The sequence below is a fragment of the Enterobacter sp. UPMP701 genome, assembly GCF_053709515.1.
Genome location: NZ_JBSKJN010000002.1, coordinates 539,968 through 556,886 on the forward strand (window position 1 = coordinate 539,968; position 16,919 = coordinate 556,886).

Sequence of the window (16,919 nt, forward strand, 5' to 3'; positions counted from 1 at the left end):
ATACCCGTTTATGTACCCGTTTTAAATTTGGATTGCAACGGTAAAAGGTGGATAACGGCGGACAAACAAAACAGTCAACACCGCGAAAAACAAGGAAAAATGGACGATTGGGGATGGTACTGGATGAAATGATGGTGCCGATAATAGGAGTCGAACCTACGACCTTCGCATTACGAATTATAAGAACTACCTTTTAACTCAATAACATACCCTGCCAACACTGCGCTCACACGCCCCATCTTCGAAAAACATGCAAAGCCTTGCAAACCGATGCAAAGCTTTGTGTGTCCCATTTCTGTCTCACATCACCGGACAATCATCAAACTCACCAGAACGCGCATCGTTGATGATGTATGTGATAACACCAAATATCGCATCCGGGCTAGTTCCATCATCGTACACAGGTATCTCTTCGCGCTTGCCCGTCTGCAAATCCTCAAGGTGGGGCTTTGGATGATTGCGATATCGCTTTATCCTCAGCTCACTTTCCATTCTGCAAACCAGCAATGAACCGTCACACGGCCTTAAAGATGCATCAACGACCAGCAAGGCACCACTGAGGATTCCTTCACGGTAATGTGTCGCACCGGCACGCATGAAGTACGTAGCCGCTGGCCTGGTTATGATGCGCTGGTCTAGTGATATGCGTTGCTCAACATAGTCTTGTGCTGGACTCGGGAATCCCATAACCACCTCCAATTATCTGTATGCATATACAGTATTATTGATCGGTGCTATCGATCAATACGCAAGAAGCGAAAAACCCACCGAAGTGGGCTATGTGTTTGCTGTGCTGAATATTATTTTTAGCGAGGGTAGAGTGATGGAGGTAGCTCTTGATTCTTCAATCGCAGCCAGGCGGAAAGGTTCGTTGGTCCATCTGGTGCGGTAACATCAATATTTTGCGCATGGGATAACAGCACATCACGGGCTGCATTTATCGTGTAAGAGAAGTCATGACCATAATCAAAGCAACGACCAGAAAATCCTGACTCAAGCATTTTCATGGCTGGATAAAGTGCCTTAAACACTGCTTGCGTTCTGTTTGCATAATCCCACAGCCAAACAAGAGAATTTAGCTCTTTTGCTGAAAGGGCGTTTGCATGCTTATCTTCACGCTGAATATATTCACCATCAAGTGCTACGCGATGAATATACTCGACCGCCTGTGGGATCTGGTCTACTGAAAGCTCATCAATGCTGTCAATGCCGAAGCGCTGATGGACCATATTGTATGCGTCGTCATAACGCAGTCCTTTCTTGCCGACGAGCATGTTAACAGCATCACGCAATGGCGTTCTCTCGCTCACTGTTGTTTTAGCAATGCGAAGAGCTTCATTTGCATTGCCGGTTACCAGAGCGTCATACGCGCGGATAACCTTCAGTGCGAAAGCTGCACTGATCCACATAGCGTATGAGTAAACCAGCTCTTTGCAGACGTAGGTGCCACCGTAACGTCCTTTCTTTGAGATGGTAGGTTTAAATACCGGATTTCCGGTATTTAGAATTTCCTCAATTAATTCTTTGGTTTGCTGCAAGTCCATCCAGTAGTTAGGCAAATGCCTATGCTCTTTGCCAGACGCTTTGTGCAGGTCATTGAGCGAGTAACGGCCTTCTGCATCCATGTGAATTTTGATGTCAGAAATGACGATGCTGTTGGTGCAATTCACGGTAGATTTAGCTAAACTATTCATTGTTAGTTCCTTGGTAGACACTGACAAATTAGGAGCCTCGATGGTTGCAGCCATTGGGGCTTCTCTGTTTTTATGCTTTGATAAATCCATCTTCCTTTAGACTCCTTTCAATACGCTTAATGACCTCATTGTTAAGAGAACGACCCTCTCCCTTTGCTACTACTTTCAACAACTCCTTAAGATGATCCGGAAACCGAATTCCTGTTGGAGCGATATCTCTTACCCTTTCCATTAACGCCTCACTTTCTCTTCATCGTGTAGTCACTACACAGATCATACATCGTGAGCATAGATTGTCAACGCCATTATGATTACATTGTGTATAGATATGACTTCACGGGTTTTGATTATGAAAGTAAGAGACATCGCACCTTATGGCGTAAGGATGCCAGCAGAACTAAAAGAGAAGATTTCAGAGATAGCCAAAGCTAATGGCAGATCCATGAATGCGGAGATCGTTATGGCTATTGAGGCGTGGGTTTCATACCACGAGAGGAAGGAAGGTGTAGATACTACCAATATCAACATGCCCATGACAAAAGATGAGATGAGAATGCTCGTTGATAACGTCAAAGAAGCTGTGGTGACTCAACTGGTTAAGAAATACAAATTCGTACCCAAGGAATAGAAAAGCTCACCTGAGTGGGCTCATTTATGGGATTGAGTCCACGCCTTCCATTTCAAGCTGTATGTATATACAGCATTACAGCTTTTGAAACTGATCAAGTGGTGATCACTGGATTCGCAGGTGCTAAACTCCCGTGATTACATAAATCACAAGCGTGGTCATGTGGTTAAGTGTTTAAGTGGTTTTTTTAACATTCAGTGGATTTGGTTTTTCGTTTTTATATAACATGGGGTCGGAGTGAATGAGGAATAAACGTGAATCAATCCGGTAAGATTATATTTGCAGATCAGTTACGTGTTTTGGCGTTTTTATCTGTCTTGCTTACTCATTGGGTTGGCGTGTTCTGGGTATTCCCTGATACAATTTCTTTCATCGTGAAAGCTCCTAGCACAGGAATTTCAACATGGGAATATTTAAATAAGATATTGTTACCACTTCCGTATTTCGATTATGGGAATATAGGCGTAGCTATATTCTTTTTAATAAGTGGTTTTGTAATTCCATTTTCGCTTCGCAGCAAATCAACCAAAGGTTTTTTGATTTCTCGGCTTGCAAGAATTTACCCTACATACATCACATGCCTGCTGATGTCGATTTGTTTTTTATATTTCACTAGCAAATATTACTGGCAGAGCGACGCAGGGTTTTCTTTGTGGAACATCTTATCGAACCTGACACTTACACATCCATATTTTAATCAGTTAACAATGGATGGAGTAAACTGGACGCTAGCAATTGAAGTATTTTTCTATGTTGTGGTTGCCATTTTCAGAAAGAACGTCATTTCTGGTAGTTGCTCCTTCATTATTATAATGGCGTTGACATTTGGTTTATTCATTTCGCTAGTATCTAACACAACTAAGATTTATCACATTTATGATGTTAATTTGTCCATCGATGGTTTGAAAATGTCGATGTTATTCATACTCTACATGTTTATAGGGACTCTCTTTCATTTCCATATTGATGGTCGCATTGGCACAAAGAAACTAGTAAGTCATATATTGATCATATTCGCCATAATGTTGACATCATGGTATTACAGCCCGTTTGAAGATCAATTCCTTAAAACCCCTGTAAATTACACTTACACATTAGTAATTTTCAGCGCTTGTTATTTTACAAGAAATTTATTTAAACAAAACAAAGTGCTGTCATTTTTATCTGGCATAAGCTATCCATTTTATGCCATACACTCCATTATAGGGTATTCAATATTAAGGATTCTTTTTGATAAAGGGATGCAATTTTCATTGTCATTTGCAATTGCTTTTGTTGTGGTGCTGCTTCTTTCTACGATAGTTCACTTCACTGTTGAGAAATGGTCTATCAATTTTGGAAAAAGATTCAAATGAAAAACACAGGGGGGGGGGTGCCCCCCCCCTGTGAGTATTTATTTCCCTGGTTGATTCGGCCATGCAATGTCCGGCGCGGTTGATGTATCAATGGCCTCTAATTCGTTAAGGTAGTCAAGCCAAAGGTTGTATTGCGCGAGTTCGTCCCCCTTCAGCCTTCCGATAGCCGCCTTGCCAGGCCACTGCTTGCCGTTCATGAACTCATTGGCACTCATTATAAGCGAGTTCTTTTTAGCGATAGCTTCTTCAACAAGTTCGTCGTGTGTTTTCTCTGGCTCAGGCGGAGGGGTAAATTTTCCATCTGAATATGACCATCCGATGCCAGCCTTATCTGAAAGTGGAACAACTTCACCTTCTGAAGGTTTCCAGTTACTTTGACCATCCCAAACAACAATATTGGCGACAAAGCCGTTTACAATCACAGCATAATTGTTATTCATTAACGGTACTCCTTAATAACAACGACCCCGTTTCCGCCATTTGCCCCGCTCCCGCTGACGCCACGGAAAAGCATGTCGTATGCACCACCGCCGCCATCACCTATGCTTCCACGCGCGATAGGAGCAGCAAGATTTGAGGAAATGCCACCCCCTCCCCAAAAGCTACCGCCGCCATTACCTGAAATTGACCGGGTTGTAGATTGTCCATCTTGCCCAAATGCTCCGAAAGCTCTCTGATAGCCGCCTGATGCAGACCCACCAGTGCCACCCGATGTATTATCCACTGTCGGTCTTTTTGCTCCTTTACCGCCGCCACCGATAAGGGACATAAACACACTATCCCCACCATCGCTTCCTGGAGCAGCTCCACTCCCACCAGTCCCGCCCAATCCAACGGTTACCGTATAAGTACCTGGACCGGCACCGGAATCAGTAGCACGAATCAAACCAAATGCAGTTCCCCCGCCACCTCCGCCAGCCCCAAAGTAAGTATCACTTGTCGTCGTTGCATTACATCCACCACCACCGCCACCTGCTCCTGTAACAATCACTTCAATAAATTTCACATCTGCAGGCCAGGTGTATGTTCCAGATGTGCCAAAAGTAACAACGTTTGAATACAGACCAGGCCCACCCATAAAACCAAGAAGATCTACCCAACCAGCACCTCCTGAGTTAGGATCTGTAGTATTGGCATCTACTTTATTTACATAAATGACTTTCCCATTGTTACTCAATACCAATGATCCTGAAGGATACCCTCCAATCGAAGTAGAAAATGCAGAATCAAATGTGTTTAACGCTCCAGCACTATTCCACCGACAAAGCGAAGAAAGCTCAAAAAGTATCTGATTTACATCCTGTCCTTTGGGCGGAAGGCCTCCTGCAGACTTTAGCGTCATTGTGATTGGAGGGAAGCCCACATCATAAGATGCCGTGTTATCTCCGGCTGGCGTCGTCGCCAGAATGGGTTCTCTTGGGCCATTAATACCAAACGGCTTTGGTTGCTTAGATGGTGAATCTGTACGGTTCATAATTAATCTCTGTAGAAAATTCCATCATTAAATGGATAGGCATCTGAAGAAAAACCGAAATAAGGAGATATAATTTGCCTGATGTTTATCAGCACCCCGCTGGGTACTGGCGTTACTTCATAGTTTGTCAAAATTGACTCTTCATAAGGGGCTAACTCGAATTCAAACGTAATCCCCATAGTCATATCTCTATAGTTTACGCAGTATGCCCTTCCTCGTTGATAAAAAAGCATCTTGAGGAATCTGTTTATTTCAGGAATTGTTGCAATACTAATGTTAGTAAATGCTTTGCACAGTATTAAAGTTCTGTAAGCATCATCTTCAAGTCTGACATTTGTTGTCTCTTGTACTCCACCAAAAAAAGGTGCCTCATCAAATGGTGTTGGGTAATCTGGATTGGCATCGTTTGCCTCCCCGAATCCAAATGATGTGCTAGTAATTGGTGCGTTTACATATCGGCTAACACCTACAATCTTTCCCCACACATCTAAACCATAGGTTTCACATGTAGTTAAATCCCACACCTTTTTGATAAACTCATCCGTAAAATCGTCAAGACTGATTGCTTGATTAAACGTATCAATGATAGATAACAGTTTTTGGCTGGATGAATATTGTGTGAGGATTGTGTCCTTCCACATATAATGCCTCCCACTTTAAACCAGAGTGACTGTGATATCTGATGCTTGAATTGTCGGAACTTGGTCAATCCCCATTGTTACAGAAGGTGAGTATGTTGTTCCATTCAATGACACCTGTAGCAATAACACTCCGACTGTATCCGGGCTTATGGATATCACCGGAGCATAGTATTTACCGGCATTTATAGTTGATCCAATTCTTGCTTTGCCAATTCCTTCGTACCCACCATTGAATACAGAAATAATCATGTTTTTCACCTCAGTGGTGATATCACTAGGCGGGTTTAATGAGCTATCAATCTGAACTTTGAAGTAAACCCTGGTTGGTGAGGCCTTCAACCATTGCATATCGTATGAAGGATATGGAGGAAGATAGTTAACATTATCGTAAACGGTGTAATGCGTTGTTCCGTTCAGGTTTGCGCCGGGGTTGTATGTGCTGAATATAGCCTGAGCAACATCAGCATCTGTGCCGCCATACACCGATATGAAAATGGAATGAGCAAGTACAGGGTAGTTTGTTGCACCCTGATTCACGGTTGCTGCGGTTCGGTTTGACCAGACATAAGCGTCAAGTACACCATTTGTTGCTAGCAAGGCAGATAAAACAGATGCATCCTGGTTACGGCTATTCCTTGCAACTGATTGCTGTCTGCGGGTTTCAAAAGCAATCCTGGACTCCACATCAACGCCTACTACTCCTGGGTTTGCGTTTGTGATCGCATCCCATCCAGGAACCGCACGATAGATTTGGTTTAGCGAGCCAGCTGCGCAAGGAATAGGTCCGGTGGTAGTGTTTACGAACGCACCATCAACTGAACCACCTGCAGGAATTGTTATATTATCTATGGCCTGATAGATGTAGCCATCTGTAGTGATGGCAGTGCTTCCTGCTGCAATTACTGTTCCCGCCCGTCCGATACAAGTTCCCGTAGTTACTGTCCCCTGAGCAGAAATGCGATCCATAAAATAGATTCGCCCGATGCCATCCTGGAATCGACCGGTGGCATAATCAGGGTTAACCTGGTTAAACAGGCAGAGCAGCTTGTCATATTCCTGGGCAATGATTTCTGTGTCTGATTGTGCGATTTGACCCTGAGGGGAGCTAAGAGATTGGCTTGCTCCTCCACCAAGTGCAGCAGTCATATCTGTCAGGCGGCCAGAAAGAATATCAGCTACATCAGGCACTGACAGGCCGTTTTCTGTAATGGTTACATCAGGTACTGCAGTATTTAGTGTCGTCATAGTGTGGCCTGCGCTGTGTTTCCATTGATGTCGGTCACACGGATAGTTCCGCGCATACTGCGGGTGTTTTTATCGAAGAAAACATTCGCCAGAGCCTGGTCAACAATCGGCAGTTTGAGTGCTTCTGATTGCAGTTTCTGCTGGATAAAACTAGGCGTCGGACGCTTACCAAGTACGTCTGTTTTCCACGGAATCCCAAGCGTGGTGTCGTAATAGCACTCACTAGAGAACACAAGGCATGCGCTGGCAACATCCTGAGCAACGGAATATGATTCGTCAGCGATCGCAATACTTCCGCTGCCATCCAGCGTTAAATCCCATGTCGACACGTCTAATTGCATTGTTCTGTAGGTCATGCTGGTTTATCCGTGGAGGTTGATGTGATGGTAGAGCTACCACTCTGAACGTTCTGCACTTGGTGCTTATGCTGGTCATATTTGTCACGCAGGGTTTTGAGTGATGCGCTTTGCGTACCGTTGTTGTCGGTGATGTCTCCGCCAGCGGTGATGCTTCCGGTAACGTGCATTGTCGGCGTGGTGACATTGACGCCATCAGGCGCCGTGATGTTCGCTGACGAACAGGTTATGTTTACCAGGTTTGGCGTAGTGATGTTGATCGCACCGTCTGCAAACTCAATGAACTGTGATGGCTGGTTGTTAAGGAATCCGCCGAGATAAAGCGCATCAGATTTGCTGTGTGTCCTTTTGCTTCCAGGAACAGATTGCTTGCGGTTGGCCCGTGCTATTGAGTTATCACGGTCGCAGATGGCGATCATGCCGATATCACCGGCCACAGGATTCATGATGACTGCACTAGCGCCGCGCTGAAGTCTGAACACCGGCACATTGAAGATTTCCGAGTTCTGGATGGTAGCGCCTGACGGGTCAGTCCTGGTTACCAGTGGAATAACATCCACAATCAGATTTGGAGCAGTACCGCGAATCGCCGTCACCTCAACAAGCTCAATAAAAAAAGCCCCTGAAAGGAGCTTTTTGAAGACGTATGAGAGGTTTTCCGCATCACTAGTTTGTGCACTAGTTGGCGTAAATAAATAATCAGCCACTGGTCGCCTCTTCTAATTTTCTGTTAGCAATGCATACCGAATGCCAGGGCCCGTCTTCCATCCACGAAGACAGCTCATGCGTTACGCTTGTGAGCTTATAAACGCCGCTAGCGTGAGGGAGAGTTGTCTGCAGCTCTATGTCTCGTCCTGTTGTCAGAAGCGTTGAGAACTGCGTCTGGAACATCACGCCGCCATTTGAGAAGACCGGATATCCAATTAGCCCGTACTCAGGAGAGATGAGGGGTTTCACATCGTCCTTTGTGCTTTCCTGCGGCCAGAATGATATCGATGGTGGAAATACTGACATAGCTATGTTCAGGTCGTCGCAGACGGCTCTCAGCTGGTCAAACACACTACCTTCATAGTGTGGGTTTGAAATTACCTTGCCGTCTAAACCCACGATGTAAGGCGTGTACCCGGCAGCTTTGCATATAGCGTTAATAACGCTTGTAACCTGAGTTGAGCCGTTGAATGAAAAAGGTGATGCGGTTTTGTTCTGCAGGTCAGCGTTGGCCGTTGCCGTAATCATCAGTGCGGTATTCGGCATGGTGTTCATGTTGGCGATAGAAGACGTCATGTACCCGGCAAATATCGCAGTGTTCTCAACGAAAATCTTCATGCTGATACGTTCAGTATCAGTGCCGAACAAGCCCATTGCTTTTGAGGACAGCGCAGCCAGCATCTCAAGGCCAAGCCCGAATATGCTTACGTTTACCTGCGTTCCGAAGAGGTTTCCTGATGACTGGAGAAATACCGTCGCCCTAGCTTCGCTGATAGAGATTTGATTGTTCCCCGCGTCGTCGAACGATGAGGTCTCATTCATAAATTCAAATCGAAGAGATCGCTTAATGTACAAGTTCATTCTCCTCTATGTAGTAAAGAATGAACCTGCCACCCAGCTCATCATAAGACGGGTCTAACTGCCCGACGTTGTCTAGGAAAACCAGTTCTCCCTGAAACCCGAGATAGGAATACCGAACCATTTTGTTTCCGTACAGGCAAGGCACGCCCTGCATAATTGGGTTGCCGTTAACTGTGAGGTCCATGTAAATGAAGCTTTCACGCTGAATCAGCCGTATTACGCATCTCTGCCCTGCCAAATCCACAGAGACAGACTGTGACTTCTGCGGCTCAAGTGGAATTGTTCTCATGTGATGTTCTCGTTAATTTCTCTCGCAAGCTCAGCTGCTTTCTGAGTGGCGCTGTTAGTCACGTCAAGTATCGGCTTCGAAACGGTATCAAGTGCGCTCTGGAAGCTTGTTGAGATGGCGTTTGACGCTGTTGTGGCTATACCTGAAACTGATGTTTTCAGTGATGACCAGGATTTTCCCAGCTCGTCGACAGTGGATGGAGTAGAGCCAGCGTCTTTCGTTGATGCGCCCATACCAGTAACGCCCTGGCTAACTGTGTCGTTTGTCGGTTTTGCTTCAGCCTGAGCACCGGACAGAACGACTTCCATCTGCTGCATGACCTCCTGAAAGTACAGGTAGATGGTCAGCATGCTCACGCCTCGCTGTGAATTAACCTCGTATGAGTGGTCAACCAGGTCATAGCTCTCAAGCGTTTCTTTCGGCGTCTCGATGTCGTATGTGTTGGCCGTAGACAGCATTGTTTTGATGGTTTCAAGTACGCTGCTCTGGCTTGTAAACGTCAGGTCGAAGATGTTTGGAATGCCGCCCGAGAAACCAGTCAGCCCGGTAACGATGATTTCGCACCTGACAACAGACGGCTCTTTCACTTTGTTGATGGACTGGTATTTGCCACCTTCAACCGGTGCATTCGTTATCTGAGCTCTGCCACTTGGCTGAATTGATGCCATGCCGCTAAACTCAAGCGCTACAGCTCCTGTGGTGCTATTTCTGATGACATATTGAGGGTGTAGGACGCTGTCGATAATAGACAGTGGAGAACCACCGCCGATCGCATTAAATATGTCTGCGGTATTGAGGTCGATGATGCTCATCGTTTCTCCAGGCAATAAAAAACCCGCCGAAGCGGGTTATTAGCGTACTTTGGTGGGCCAGAATTGAATTATGTGAACAACGCCTGACGATACGGCGACCCACAGAGTTAGCAACAGCAGCGCATAGCCTGGACTTATTGTCATTAACTTGTCTACAGGCTGAGCGACGATCGTAAATGTCAGCGCGTAGATAAACAGATAAAGCAAATTGCTTCTCATAGTCTTACCTCCATGCCCCATTCTACTGCGCAAAAATCACGCTGTTCATGAAATAAATCGATCGTATCAATTCACAGCAGAAGCAAACGATGAGTTCGTTGTTGCCCTTTTTACCTGCTGATTAATGCTCTGAGTGAGCGAGTCGACAGTCTGAGGATTGCTGTTAACGTTCACTGTATTGATATGGGTGCTGTTGGTAACCTGCGATTGTCCTCCGCCAGATGCCAGCTCATACGGCCTGCTGTCTGCAATCCTGCCCTGTGTGGCGTAGTAATTTCTGGCGTTGCCCATGTTGCCGTACACCTTGCCAGTGTATTCTCTGGTTTCTTTTGGAAGCTGAGAAATGTCACTGCCATTGGCAATCCACTTATCAACGTTTCCCATGCCCCAATTATAGGCGCGAAGAGCATTGTCTACATTCCCATCGTACCGCTTAAGCAACTGCCGCATGTAAACGGAAGCAGCCGCGCGGGATTTGCCGGGGTCTAACCTTTCGTCTACCTGAGAATCAACACGCAGACCGAGGTCTCTTGCTGTTCCAGGCATGAACTGAAACGCGCCGGTAGCACCGGAAACGTTATAAGCTAGCGGGTTTCCGCCAGACTCTGTCATCATTATGCCGTGAAGCAGATCGTCCATTCCTCCGGATACTCCAGACGCCCTTGCTGATTGTCCGTACTGCTCAGGCTCACCAAAACCAAAGAACGACTTAACAGAATCCCATGTCATGAATGGCTTTTTATCTTCATGCACTTTGTCATAAAGATAAGAGCCAACATCCTTCCCTTGCCTGCTTGCTTCATCTCGCGTCTGGTCTATGCCATGGCTCGCCGCTGCAGCTGCAATAGCCCCCATAACTAATGGGTTAGACCGTAGCCCGGCAGCCAGCAGAAGAAGCAGCGCTGTAGCTCCGCCGACAGAATCAGTGAGCTTCTTAATGGAATCCCCCGCGTCACGGAAGAAGCCAATGATGTCACCATGGTGTTCGCGTATCCAGTCGCCAAAGTCTTTCATGGCGCGGATAACTTCAGGTGCAAAAGCAATCGCAAGGTCCTGCCTCAGGCGGTCAAACTCAGAGTCGAGCTGACCTAGCGTTGCCACTAAAGCCTCCTGCTCTTTCACCTGCTGAGCAGTGATGTTTGACTTCTTTGTCTCCGAGTCGACAAGTGACTTCAGCTCACCTGATTTAATTTTGGCTGCATCTGTCGGGTCGAAACCTGCGGCTGACATAACCTGCATCAGGTTCTCTTGTGAGTGATTCTTCCCGTATCGGGTGAACTCACGCAGAGCTTTGCTTGGGTCGCCAAGGTTGTTGATATTCAGCCCTGTGCGAGCGCCAAGTACCATCAGGTTCTGTGCTGCACCGGTTAAGCCGCCAAATACCGTTGGGTCTGCGATGTTAGCCAGCGCCATACGAGCGCTACCAGCCGCACCAATGAAAGCGTCACCGTTAAGGCCTGCCTGCTGGAAGCCGCGACGAAGACCGAACATCTTATTGACGTCAGTGCCGAAGAATTTGGCCTGGTTACTTGCCCGGACGATTTCGTTTGATGTGGATGTGAAGAGTTGCTTAATGCCATACAGGCCAACTCCAATCCCAAGAAACCCTGCTGCGGCTACATAAGCACCTTTGAAGGACGATGCTGCCGCTGAACCAAATTTCTTAACATCAAACGTTGCGTCTTTTAGGCCTTTACCTGTTTTCCGTGTTGAGCGCTGGATGTCATCGCCAGCCTTTACGATAACCTTTCCAGTTTCCTTGGAAGTTTCATCAATGTCGCCGAAGCTTTTGTCTACGGTGTCCTGAAGCTCCTTAACGCTCTCTTCAACCTTCTTCTTGCCGTTCAGGAACTCATCGGCCTTTATTGTGACCTTATAGGCCAACTCATTGATAATCATCGCTGCTCCTGATGCTTATGCCAGACGCGTTGGTTGAAGTTTTCAACGGATATAATTTCCAGCAGATTGTACATATCTGCTACGGAAAGCTTCTCCTGAAGTTCCAGATAAGAGGCTTTGCCGGAGCAGATGATTGCGTTAATCGCTGAAGAGACGTTTACAGGCTCGACCAGTTTGGCCGGAAGAGACTCCTCATCCATGAAGGGGTACTTTACTCTCCGGCGGTCGTTAAAAAATCGAAGTTAACCTGAAATACTTTATCCAGCAGAGTGCGTATAGTGGAAACTTCTTCAAAATCCAGCTCACCTTTAACCTTGCGTTGCTGCCTGCCACCTTCATTGGTGATGATGATATCTACTGTGGACATTAGGCGGTCTCGTAAATGGCGAGCAACATCTGGGGATGATGCTGATATAACGCTAAGTCCTATAGTAGCCAGACCTGCGCAACCCATGGCTATCACGTCTGCTTGGATCTCCGTGAGGCGAGAATCACCCATCGCGCGAAAAATATCCTGCGCCAGAGTGTCGGCATCCCATGCCGACATTTCTGTGATGAGAAACTCTTTGCCTTTGTCGCGCCCTTCTTCTTCGACGATAAAAGGAATTTCTTTTCGAGCCATCAGATTGCGCTCCGGGTTACCGTTTCAAAGTGGAATACTGCAGGTCGTGGCTGAAGTACGCGACGGCCTGGAGGGGTTGGTGTCCAGGTATAAAGGACGCCGTTAACGAAGTTCCACTTAGCGCCTAGCGCTGGCACTGTCAGTACCGCGTTGCAGGCGAATGCGGAAATCGCCGTTCGTTCAGCCGCATACCAGTCATCCAGAAGCCCGCTGGCATTCGATGTGGCCATAAGGTTGATGGTGAACTCTGTCGGGTTGAAGATGAAGCCAGCATGGTATTTGCCGTCTGCTGACATCATGTCTTCCTTGTTCTGAAGCGCACCAGTTTCAAACATGTTGTCGGCAGCGTAATCATCCACATCAAAACCGCCAGGGTAGTAAGATGGCACGACGATGCGCAGCTTGGAATTAGCACTTGTAATATCAATTGGCATTTTGTCGTCCTTACAGAATAGCGGTTGAAGACATGTTGATTGATTGGATCAGCTGACCGTCTACGTAGTAGAAGATTGCACCTTTCAGGTCACGTTCGAGGCGAGCTGCACCGGTCTGAGTAGGAATAAACAGATACCATCCCTCAGAATAAAGAGTCGCGGAGATATCCTTGCCTACGGTGTTATTCACGATGCGAATCTGTGCCTGGTCGAGCACCACGCCTTTCTGAATTGCACCAAAGGTCAGAGCCTGGTTAGCCACATCGATTGTGGCGGCCTGAATCGCCCCATAGCCATTCTGATTGAATGGGTAGGACTGGTTATTGGTGAACAGATTGGCATACGCGCCAACGAGGTTCGCATTAATCCAGACCTGGTCAATGAAGCTGTCCAGCCAGACGAATTTTCCGGAGATAGCGCCGTCTGAGGCATACTGAGCCATTGTCTTGTTCAGGCTGTATGAGCCGTAGAAGTTATAGCCGTTAGATTTGAGTGCCTGAGCTGTTGCCAGATCGCTTACGTTAGGCGCAAGACCGGAGAAGCCTCGGAATTTGAACGACACGCGCCCGTTCGTGCGTGCGAAGTCTACAGATGCGGCATATGCCAGCGCCGTAACACTGTACAGATAGGAACCGTACACCGGGAAGATGTTCTCATACCCGTTAGCCACGACAACCTTCTGCACGAAGCAGTTGGCATTGTTGGCGATAGTGCCCGCAGCAGTAGTGTCATGCACAACATAGCCGAATCGGTTTTTGCTGCCATTTGCCCATGCACACAGCTCGGTTTTCTGGTCATCCGTTAACTCAACCAGGGAGTTAAACAGGATCCAGTTCTGATTGGTGTTGATGATGTTATTCATCGTGTCTGTCAGCGTGACTGCATCAGAGCCCGGGGAGACGGTGGCGGCAGTTGCTTGCGTCAGCAGAAGGCCGGTTGCCAGCGCACCAGGAGATGCATAAGACACCTGGCTATCAGCGCCGGTAGTCACAGAGCGAATGATGAATCGATTGGCAATAGGAAGCCACTCGACCGTCACCTTGCTCGCGCCGATACCGGTCTGCAGCTTGGATGCGATATCGCTGAAGCTTGTAGCAGTAGAAAGGTCGATAGACGAGCTGGTAGTTGATACACCATCTACTGTGAGGGTAATCGTACCTGCAGGGATTGCCTTGAGTGTCGCCAGTGCAACACCTTTCAGATTGCCTGACAGCAGGTAACCAGCCACATCAGCAGTGATTACGCGGTACATCAGCAATTCACCCGGGATAACGGATGAGTTTTCGTAGCCGTTGAAGTATTGCTGCGCAGCAAGGAATTCTTTTGATGTGCTTCCCATAAGGGCTGACACATCTGCCGCAGAGAAGTAAGAGACGACTGAGCCCACAGGCACCAGTTCATTGTCAGTCAGCATCAGGCCGTTAGCATCAACCGCAGAACCGGCAGGTGTAACGACATTTGGCGTGATATTAAAATCTACGGATAAAGGGATTGTGCTCATGGGCGGTCATCCACCTGTTCAGTTGTAATTTCTGCTTTGTCGAAGTAGTCCTGCGGGAACGACACGGTGATGTGCGCCTGCAGAGAAAGGGTTAGTGTGTATCGCTCCTGCCACTGGCTTTCCGCATCTATCATGGGAGCCTGAATTGCCGGAGATGAGTAAAGCGGAGCCAGTCTGGCATCGATGGATTTGATTGTGTCGTAGCCATAGCCACTGGCGAATGTGGTTTCTAAGGCGATTGCCCGATCCCCTGCACCCTGACCATAGATATCAACCTGGATATCTGCCTGGCGAACCTCGGTATATCCCATAGCGCTTGTCGACGGAGAGCCTGTGTCCTGCTTGATATCTCTCGTCGTGGATAGCCGCGTGAATCGCAAGGGGGTCAGGATGCAGAACTGGCCTTTCGGCATCGGCACCCTGTTAGCCTGAGCCTGCTGGCAAATACCGGCTATGGGTTCGATGTAATCCGCCAGAACGTCGATTACGTTGTCTACGGTAAAGTCATTCATGGGCTCACCTGCAATACCACAATGAGGCGGCACCAGTCAGGCCAAAGTTCGACAGGCTCAACAACAAGCCATTGCTCGCCATTAATAACGAAGATATCGCCGCCCTGCTCCATCTCACGCTGGACACTGAAATAGTTCCCGTTCACATAAATCACCTTCGCCAGCCCCTGAATGTTCAGTCCATCTACGTGCTGCATGTCGCCTCTACTGATAGGCTGAAGCTGAATGGTGACGTTCTGGTCAGGCTGATAAGTTGGGGTTGGCTTGCGACCGGGGCCGATGGTTTCGCCTGCGTATTTCTTGAGGATTGCCGGGATGTTGGGGTTAATGCTGGTGATCGCGTTATTGGCTATCTGTCGAAGATTCAATTTCGCCCACCTCATAATCTACGGAGCTCTGCATGTGGCCAGTCCAGATTAATGGCTTGGTTGACCCACTGCCATTCACTCCTTTTATGACATCTTCCCGTGCACGCAAAACATCATCGAACGTCATTCCAGAGCGCATAGGGAATCTATCTCTTAGCAATATTGTGACTGGGCTCAAAGCAGGTGAAACTAGAGTTTCAATAGATCGCTTTACATCATCAGCTATTACCTGCCCCATTAGATTTAGGACCTGTTCTGTATTGCCATTGCTGTTAAACATTAATGTTTCAATATTTTCAGCCCACTTACTGGAACTTTCTGCAATAGCATTTCTGAAAAAAGGCCTGGGCGGACTCCCGCTAACTGGATTTCCAAATTCATTAGCAGCGGCAACCATTGGAACGGAGGTGCCGTCTGGATAAGTTGAATTTTCCAGAAAGCCAACTTTTAGCTGCTTTGATGAAAGCTGATTGCCAACAGAATTAAGAAACTCCATCACCTTATCCATCAGTACCTCCGGTAATACCCATAAGGATAGTTTGATGGCGACTGCCCGCTGATGTACTGGAAGGTGCGGAATGGTGCTGTTGCGTTCCAGTAATCCGCTCCATATTTGGTCTGCATGTACCATGCTGAGTTTGCGTTAACGCCAGGCATTTCAGCGTGTACGCTTACGGAGCCTTCTGATGCGCTGTCTATTCTGCCAACCAGCCCGGATGGCGACTGCCCATTCGCACCCGAGTACAGAAATGCGATATGGGCAACCAGCATGTTCAGCAGCATTGCACGCACGGCCAAATCCGACACACGACTGCAGTCTGTGTTATCTAGATAAATGGTTGCCTGGGTGAAATACTGCTGAAGCAGGGCGTCGTCTAAGGAGGAGAATTCAGGGTAGCGTAGTTTGAAGGCTGCGGGGTCAAACGTAACGACACCCATGCATCACCTCTTTTATTTTTGGTCGGCTTTCTTAACGCCTGGGGCTGGATTGTCTTGGTCCAAGCCTTCAAGACCAGTTTTGGCGCTTTCCAGCTCTTTACCCTGAGCCTTAACGCTGCGCTCATCCTTCTGGATGAATACTGCGTTGTTCTGGATATAGGCTGCATCCTGATAGGTCGCGATGAACTTATCCATGAAGTCTTTCTCTACCTGGGTGACACCAAAGGCACCTTCAGGAATGGCTCCATCGAGACCACGCAGGGCGGTGGTGGCCGCCCCATTCAGAATTACCGTCTTACCGTCCAGAGTAACCTGGAGACCGTTAGGCAGTTTGCAGCCTACGCTTACCATTTCAGCCATGA

24 protein-coding genes are annotated in these 16,919 nt (G+C 47.5%); 2 read left to right on the plus strand and 22 right to left on the minus strand.

Annotation, left to right across the window (positions count from 1 at the left end):
* Window positions 1–300: 300 nt before the first annotated feature.
* From ACWKXT_RS08105 to ACWKXT_RS08115, 3 genes are all read right to left on the minus strand, one after another.
* Entirely contained in the window at window positions 301–687 is a 387-nt protein-coding gene (locus tag ACWKXT_RS08105; protein WP_454532134.1) for a HumD family translesion DNA polymerase, read from the minus strand.
* A 119-nt stretch (window positions 688–806) separates the two neighbouring features.
* A complete protein-coding gene (locus ACWKXT_RS08110; protein WP_454532215.1) occupies window positions 807–1,694 on the minus strand; it encodes a KilA-N domain-containing protein in 888 nt (295 codons plus the stop codon).
* Window positions 1,695–1,764: 70 nt separating this feature from the next.
* The gene (locus ACWKXT_RS08115) at window positions 1,765–1,926 is read right to left on the minus strand and encodes an Arc family DNA-binding protein (protein WP_093955103.1); all 162 of its coding nucleotides are present in this window, start codon (window positions 1,924–1,926) and stop codon (window positions 1,765–1,767) included.
* Between the two features lie 117 nt (window positions 1,927–2,043).
* Between ACWKXT_RS08115 and ACWKXT_RS08120 the strand changes: the two genes are divergently transcribed.
* Both ACWKXT_RS08120 and ACWKXT_RS08125 read left to right on the plus strand, forming a co-directional pair.
* Window positions 2,044–2,322, plus strand: coding sequence for an Arc family DNA-binding protein (locus ACWKXT_RS08120; RefSeq protein ID WP_454532135.1), 279 nt, complete (start codon window positions 2,044–2,046; stop codon window positions 2,320–2,322).
* 254 nt (window positions 2,323–2,576) lie between these two features.
* Window positions 2,577–3,677: an acyltransferase family protein gene (locus tag ACWKXT_RS08125; RefSeq protein ID WP_454532136.1), complete on the plus strand. Its 1,101-nt coding sequence runs from the start codon at window positions 2,577–2,579 to the stop codon at window positions 3,675–3,677.
* Between the two features lie 38 nt (window positions 3,678–3,715).
* Here the strand turns inward: ACWKXT_RS08125 and ACWKXT_RS08130 are convergent, their stop codons facing one another.
* The 19 genes from ACWKXT_RS08130 to ACWKXT_RS08220 all read right to left on the minus strand — a co-directional run bounded on the left by ACWKXT_RS08130 (window position 3,716) and on the right by ACWKXT_RS08220 (window position 16,917).
* The gene (locus ACWKXT_RS08130) at window positions 3,716–4,117 is read right to left on the minus strand and encodes a tail fiber assembly protein (protein WP_454532137.1); all 402 of its coding nucleotides are present in this window, start codon (window positions 4,115–4,117) and stop codon (window positions 3,716–3,718) included.
* Window positions 4,117–5,151 (minus strand): glycine-rich domain-containing protein, encoded by a 1,035-nt coding sequence (locus ACWKXT_RS08135; protein WP_454532138.1) that lies wholly within the window; start codon window positions 5,149–5,151, stop codon window positions 4,117–4,119. Before ACWKXT_RS08135 ends, ACWKXT_RS08130 begins: the two co-directional genes overlap by 1 nt.
* A gap of 2 nt (window positions 5,152–5,153) precedes the next feature.
* Window positions 5,154–5,792 carry a DUF2612 domain-containing protein gene (locus ACWKXT_RS08140; protein WP_454532139.1) on the minus strand — a complete coding sequence of 213 codons (639 nt, stop codon included), beginning with the start codon at window positions 5,790–5,792 and terminating at the stop codon, window positions 5,154–5,156.
* A gap of 15 nt (window positions 5,793–5,807) precedes the next feature.
* A complete protein-coding gene (locus ACWKXT_RS08145; protein WP_454532140.1) occupies window positions 5,808–7,037 on the minus strand; it encodes a baseplate J/gp47 family protein in 1,230 nt (409 codons plus the stop codon).
* Window positions 7,034–7,393 (minus strand): hypothetical protein, encoded by a 360-nt coding sequence (locus ACWKXT_RS08150; RefSeq protein ID WP_454532141.1) that lies wholly within the window; start codon window positions 7,391–7,393, stop codon window positions 7,034–7,036. The genes ACWKXT_RS08145 and ACWKXT_RS08150 overlap by 4 nt, the downstream gene beginning before the upstream one ends.
* Window positions 7,390–8,100, minus strand: coding sequence for a phage baseplate protein (locus ACWKXT_RS08155; RefSeq protein ID WP_454532142.1), 711 nt, complete (start codon window positions 8,098–8,100; stop codon window positions 7,390–7,392). Before ACWKXT_RS08155 ends, ACWKXT_RS08150 begins: the two co-directional genes overlap by 4 nt.
* A complete protein-coding gene (locus ACWKXT_RS08160) occupies window positions 8,093–8,962 on the minus strand; it encodes a hypothetical protein (RefSeq protein WP_454532143.1) in 870 nt (289 codons plus the stop codon). The genes ACWKXT_RS08155 and ACWKXT_RS08160 overlap by 8 nt, the downstream gene beginning before the upstream one ends.
* Window positions 8,946–9,251, minus strand: a complete 306-nt coding sequence (locus ACWKXT_RS08165; protein ID WP_454532144.1) for a phage baseplate plug family protein — start codon at window positions 9,249–9,251, stop codon at window positions 8,946–8,948. The genes ACWKXT_RS08160 and ACWKXT_RS08165 overlap by 17 nt, the downstream gene beginning before the upstream one ends.
* On the minus strand, window positions 9,248–10,063 hold the full coding sequence (locus tag ACWKXT_RS08170; RefSeq protein WP_454532145.1) for a hypothetical protein: 816 nt from the start codon (window positions 10,061–10,063) through the stop codon (window positions 9,248–9,250). Before ACWKXT_RS08170 ends, ACWKXT_RS08165 begins: the two co-directional genes overlap by 4 nt.
* Window positions 10,064–10,348: 285 nt before the next feature.
* Window positions 10,349–12,181: a lytic transglycosylase domain-containing protein gene (locus ACWKXT_RS08175; protein ID WP_454532146.1), complete on the minus strand. Its 1,833-nt coding sequence runs from the start codon at window positions 12,179–12,181 to the stop codon at window positions 10,349–10,351.
* Entirely contained in the window at window positions 12,178–12,381 is a 204-nt protein-coding gene (locus ACWKXT_RS08180; protein WP_454532147.1) for a hypothetical protein, read from the minus strand. Before ACWKXT_RS08180 ends, ACWKXT_RS08175 begins: the two co-directional genes overlap by 4 nt.
* 11 nt (window positions 12,382–12,392) lie before the next feature.
* Window positions 12,393–12,803 (minus strand): hypothetical protein, encoded by a 411-nt coding sequence (locus ACWKXT_RS08185; protein WP_454532148.1) that lies wholly within the window; start codon window positions 12,801–12,803, stop codon window positions 12,393–12,395.
* Window positions 12,803–13,237, minus strand: coding sequence for a phage tail fiber protein (locus tag ACWKXT_RS08190; protein WP_265189522.1), 435 nt, complete (start codon window positions 13,235–13,237; stop codon window positions 12,803–12,805). Before ACWKXT_RS08190 ends, ACWKXT_RS08185 begins: the two co-directional genes overlap by 1 nt.
* Before the next feature lie 10 nt (window positions 13,238–13,247).
* Window positions 13,248–14,738: a DUF3383 domain-containing protein gene (locus ACWKXT_RS08195; RefSeq protein WP_454532149.1), complete on the minus strand. Its 1,491-nt coding sequence runs from the start codon at window positions 14,736–14,738 to the stop codon at window positions 13,248–13,250.
* Window positions 14,735–15,250: a phage neck terminator protein gene (locus ACWKXT_RS08200; RefSeq protein WP_454532150.1), complete on the minus strand. Its 516-nt coding sequence runs from the start codon at window positions 15,248–15,250 to the stop codon at window positions 14,735–14,737. Before ACWKXT_RS08200 ends, ACWKXT_RS08195 begins: the two co-directional genes overlap by 4 nt.
* Window positions 15,247–15,618 carry a hypothetical protein gene (locus ACWKXT_RS08205; RefSeq protein WP_454532151.1) on the minus strand — a complete coding sequence of 124 codons (372 nt, stop codon included), beginning with the start codon at window positions 15,616–15,618 and terminating at the stop codon, window positions 15,247–15,249. Before ACWKXT_RS08205 ends, ACWKXT_RS08200 begins: the two co-directional genes overlap by 4 nt.
* Entirely contained in the window at window positions 15,593–16,126 is a 534-nt protein-coding gene (locus tag ACWKXT_RS08210) for a hypothetical protein (RefSeq protein ID WP_454532152.1), read from the minus strand. Before ACWKXT_RS08210 ends, ACWKXT_RS08205 begins: the two co-directional genes overlap by 26 nt.
* Window positions 16,126–16,557 (minus strand): DUF4054 domain-containing protein, encoded by a 432-nt coding sequence (locus ACWKXT_RS08215; RefSeq protein ID WP_331396098.1) that lies wholly within the window; start codon window positions 16,555–16,557, stop codon window positions 16,126–16,128. Before ACWKXT_RS08215 ends, ACWKXT_RS08210 begins: the two co-directional genes overlap by 1 nt.
* 12 nt (window positions 16,558–16,569) lie before the next feature.
* A complete protein-coding gene (locus ACWKXT_RS08220) occupies window positions 16,570–16,917 on the minus strand; it encodes a hypothetical protein (RefSeq protein ID WP_454532153.1) in 348 nt (115 codons plus the stop codon).
* Between the last annotated feature and the right edge of the window lie 2 nt (window positions 16,918–16,919).

Coding starts and splice junctions, on each gene's coding strand:
- ACWKXT_RS08105 (WP_454532134.1), bottom strand. CDS start 687: ATGGGATTCCCGAGTCCAGCACAAGACTATGTTGAGCAACGCATATCA.
- ACWKXT_RS08110 (WP_454532215.1), bottom strand. CDS start 1,694: ATGAATAGTTTAGCTAAATCTACCGTGAATTGCACCAACAGCATCGTC.
- ACWKXT_RS08115 (WP_093955103.1), bottom strand. CDS start 1,926: ATGGAAAGGGTAAGAGATATCGCTCCAACAGGAATTCGGTTTCCGGAT.
- ACWKXT_RS08120 (WP_454532135.1), top strand. CDS start 2,044: ATGAAAGTAAGAGACATCGCACCTTATGGCGTAAGGATGCCAGCAGAA.
- ACWKXT_RS08130 (WP_454532137.1), bottom strand. CDS start 4,117: ATGAATAACAATTATGCTGTGATTGTAAACGGCTTTGTCGCCAATATT.
- ACWKXT_RS08135 (WP_454532138.1), bottom strand. CDS start 5,151: ATGAACCGTACAGATTCACCATCTAAGCAACCAAAGCCGTTTGGTATT.
- ACWKXT_RS08140 (WP_454532139.1), bottom strand. CDS start 5,792: ATGTGGAAGGACACAATCCTCACACAATATTCATCCAGCCAAAAACTG.
- ACWKXT_RS08145 (WP_454532140.1), bottom strand. CDS start 7,037: ATGACGACACTAAATACTGCAGTACCTGATGTAACCATTACAGAAAAC.
- ACWKXT_RS08150 (WP_454532141.1), bottom strand. CDS start 7,393: ATGACCTACAGAACAATGCAATTAGACGTGTCGACATGGGATTTAACG.
- ACWKXT_RS08160 (WP_454532143.1), bottom strand. CDS start 8,962: ATGAACTTGTACATTAAGCGATCTCTTCGATTTGAATTTATGAATGAG.
- ACWKXT_RS08165 (WP_454532144.1), bottom strand. CDS start 9,251: ATGAGAACAATTCCACTTGAGCCGCAGAAGTCACAGTCTGTCTCTGTG.
- ACWKXT_RS08170 (WP_454532145.1), bottom strand. CDS start 10,063: ATGAGCATCATCGACCTCAATACCGCAGACATATTTAATGCGATCGGC.
- ACWKXT_RS08175 (WP_454532146.1), bottom strand. CDS start 12,181: ATGATTATCAATGAGTTGGCCTATAAGGTCACAATAAAGGCCGATGAG.
- ACWKXT_RS08180 (WP_454532147.1), bottom strand. CDS start 12,381: ATGGATGAGGAGTCTCTTCCGGCCAAACTGGTCGAGCCTGTAAACGTC.
- ACWKXT_RS08185 (WP_454532148.1), bottom strand. CDS start 12,803: ATGGCTCGAAAAGAAATTCCTTTTATCGTCGAAGAAGAAGGGCGCGAC.
- ACWKXT_RS08190 (WP_265189522.1), bottom strand. CDS start 13,237: ATGCCAATTGATATTACAAGTGCTAATTCCAAGCTGCGCATCGTCGTG.
- ACWKXT_RS08195 (WP_454532149.1), bottom strand. CDS start 14,738: ATGAGCACAATCCCTTTATCCGTAGATTTTAATATCACGCCAAATGTC.
- ACWKXT_RS08200 (WP_454532150.1), bottom strand. CDS start 15,250: ATGAATGACTTTACCGTAGACAACGTAATCGACGTTCTGGCGGATTAC.
- ACWKXT_RS08210 (WP_454532152.1), bottom strand. CDS start 16,126: ATGGATAAGGTGATGGAGTTTCTTAATTCTGTTGGCAATCAGCTTTCA.
- ACWKXT_RS08215 (WP_331396098.1), bottom strand. CDS start 16,557: ATGGGTGTCGTTACGTTTGACCCCGCAGCCTTCAAACTACGCTACCCT.
- ACWKXT_RS08220 (WP_454532153.1), bottom strand. CDS start 16,917: ATGGCTGAAATGGTAAGCGTAGGCTGCAAACTGCCTAACGGTCTCCAG.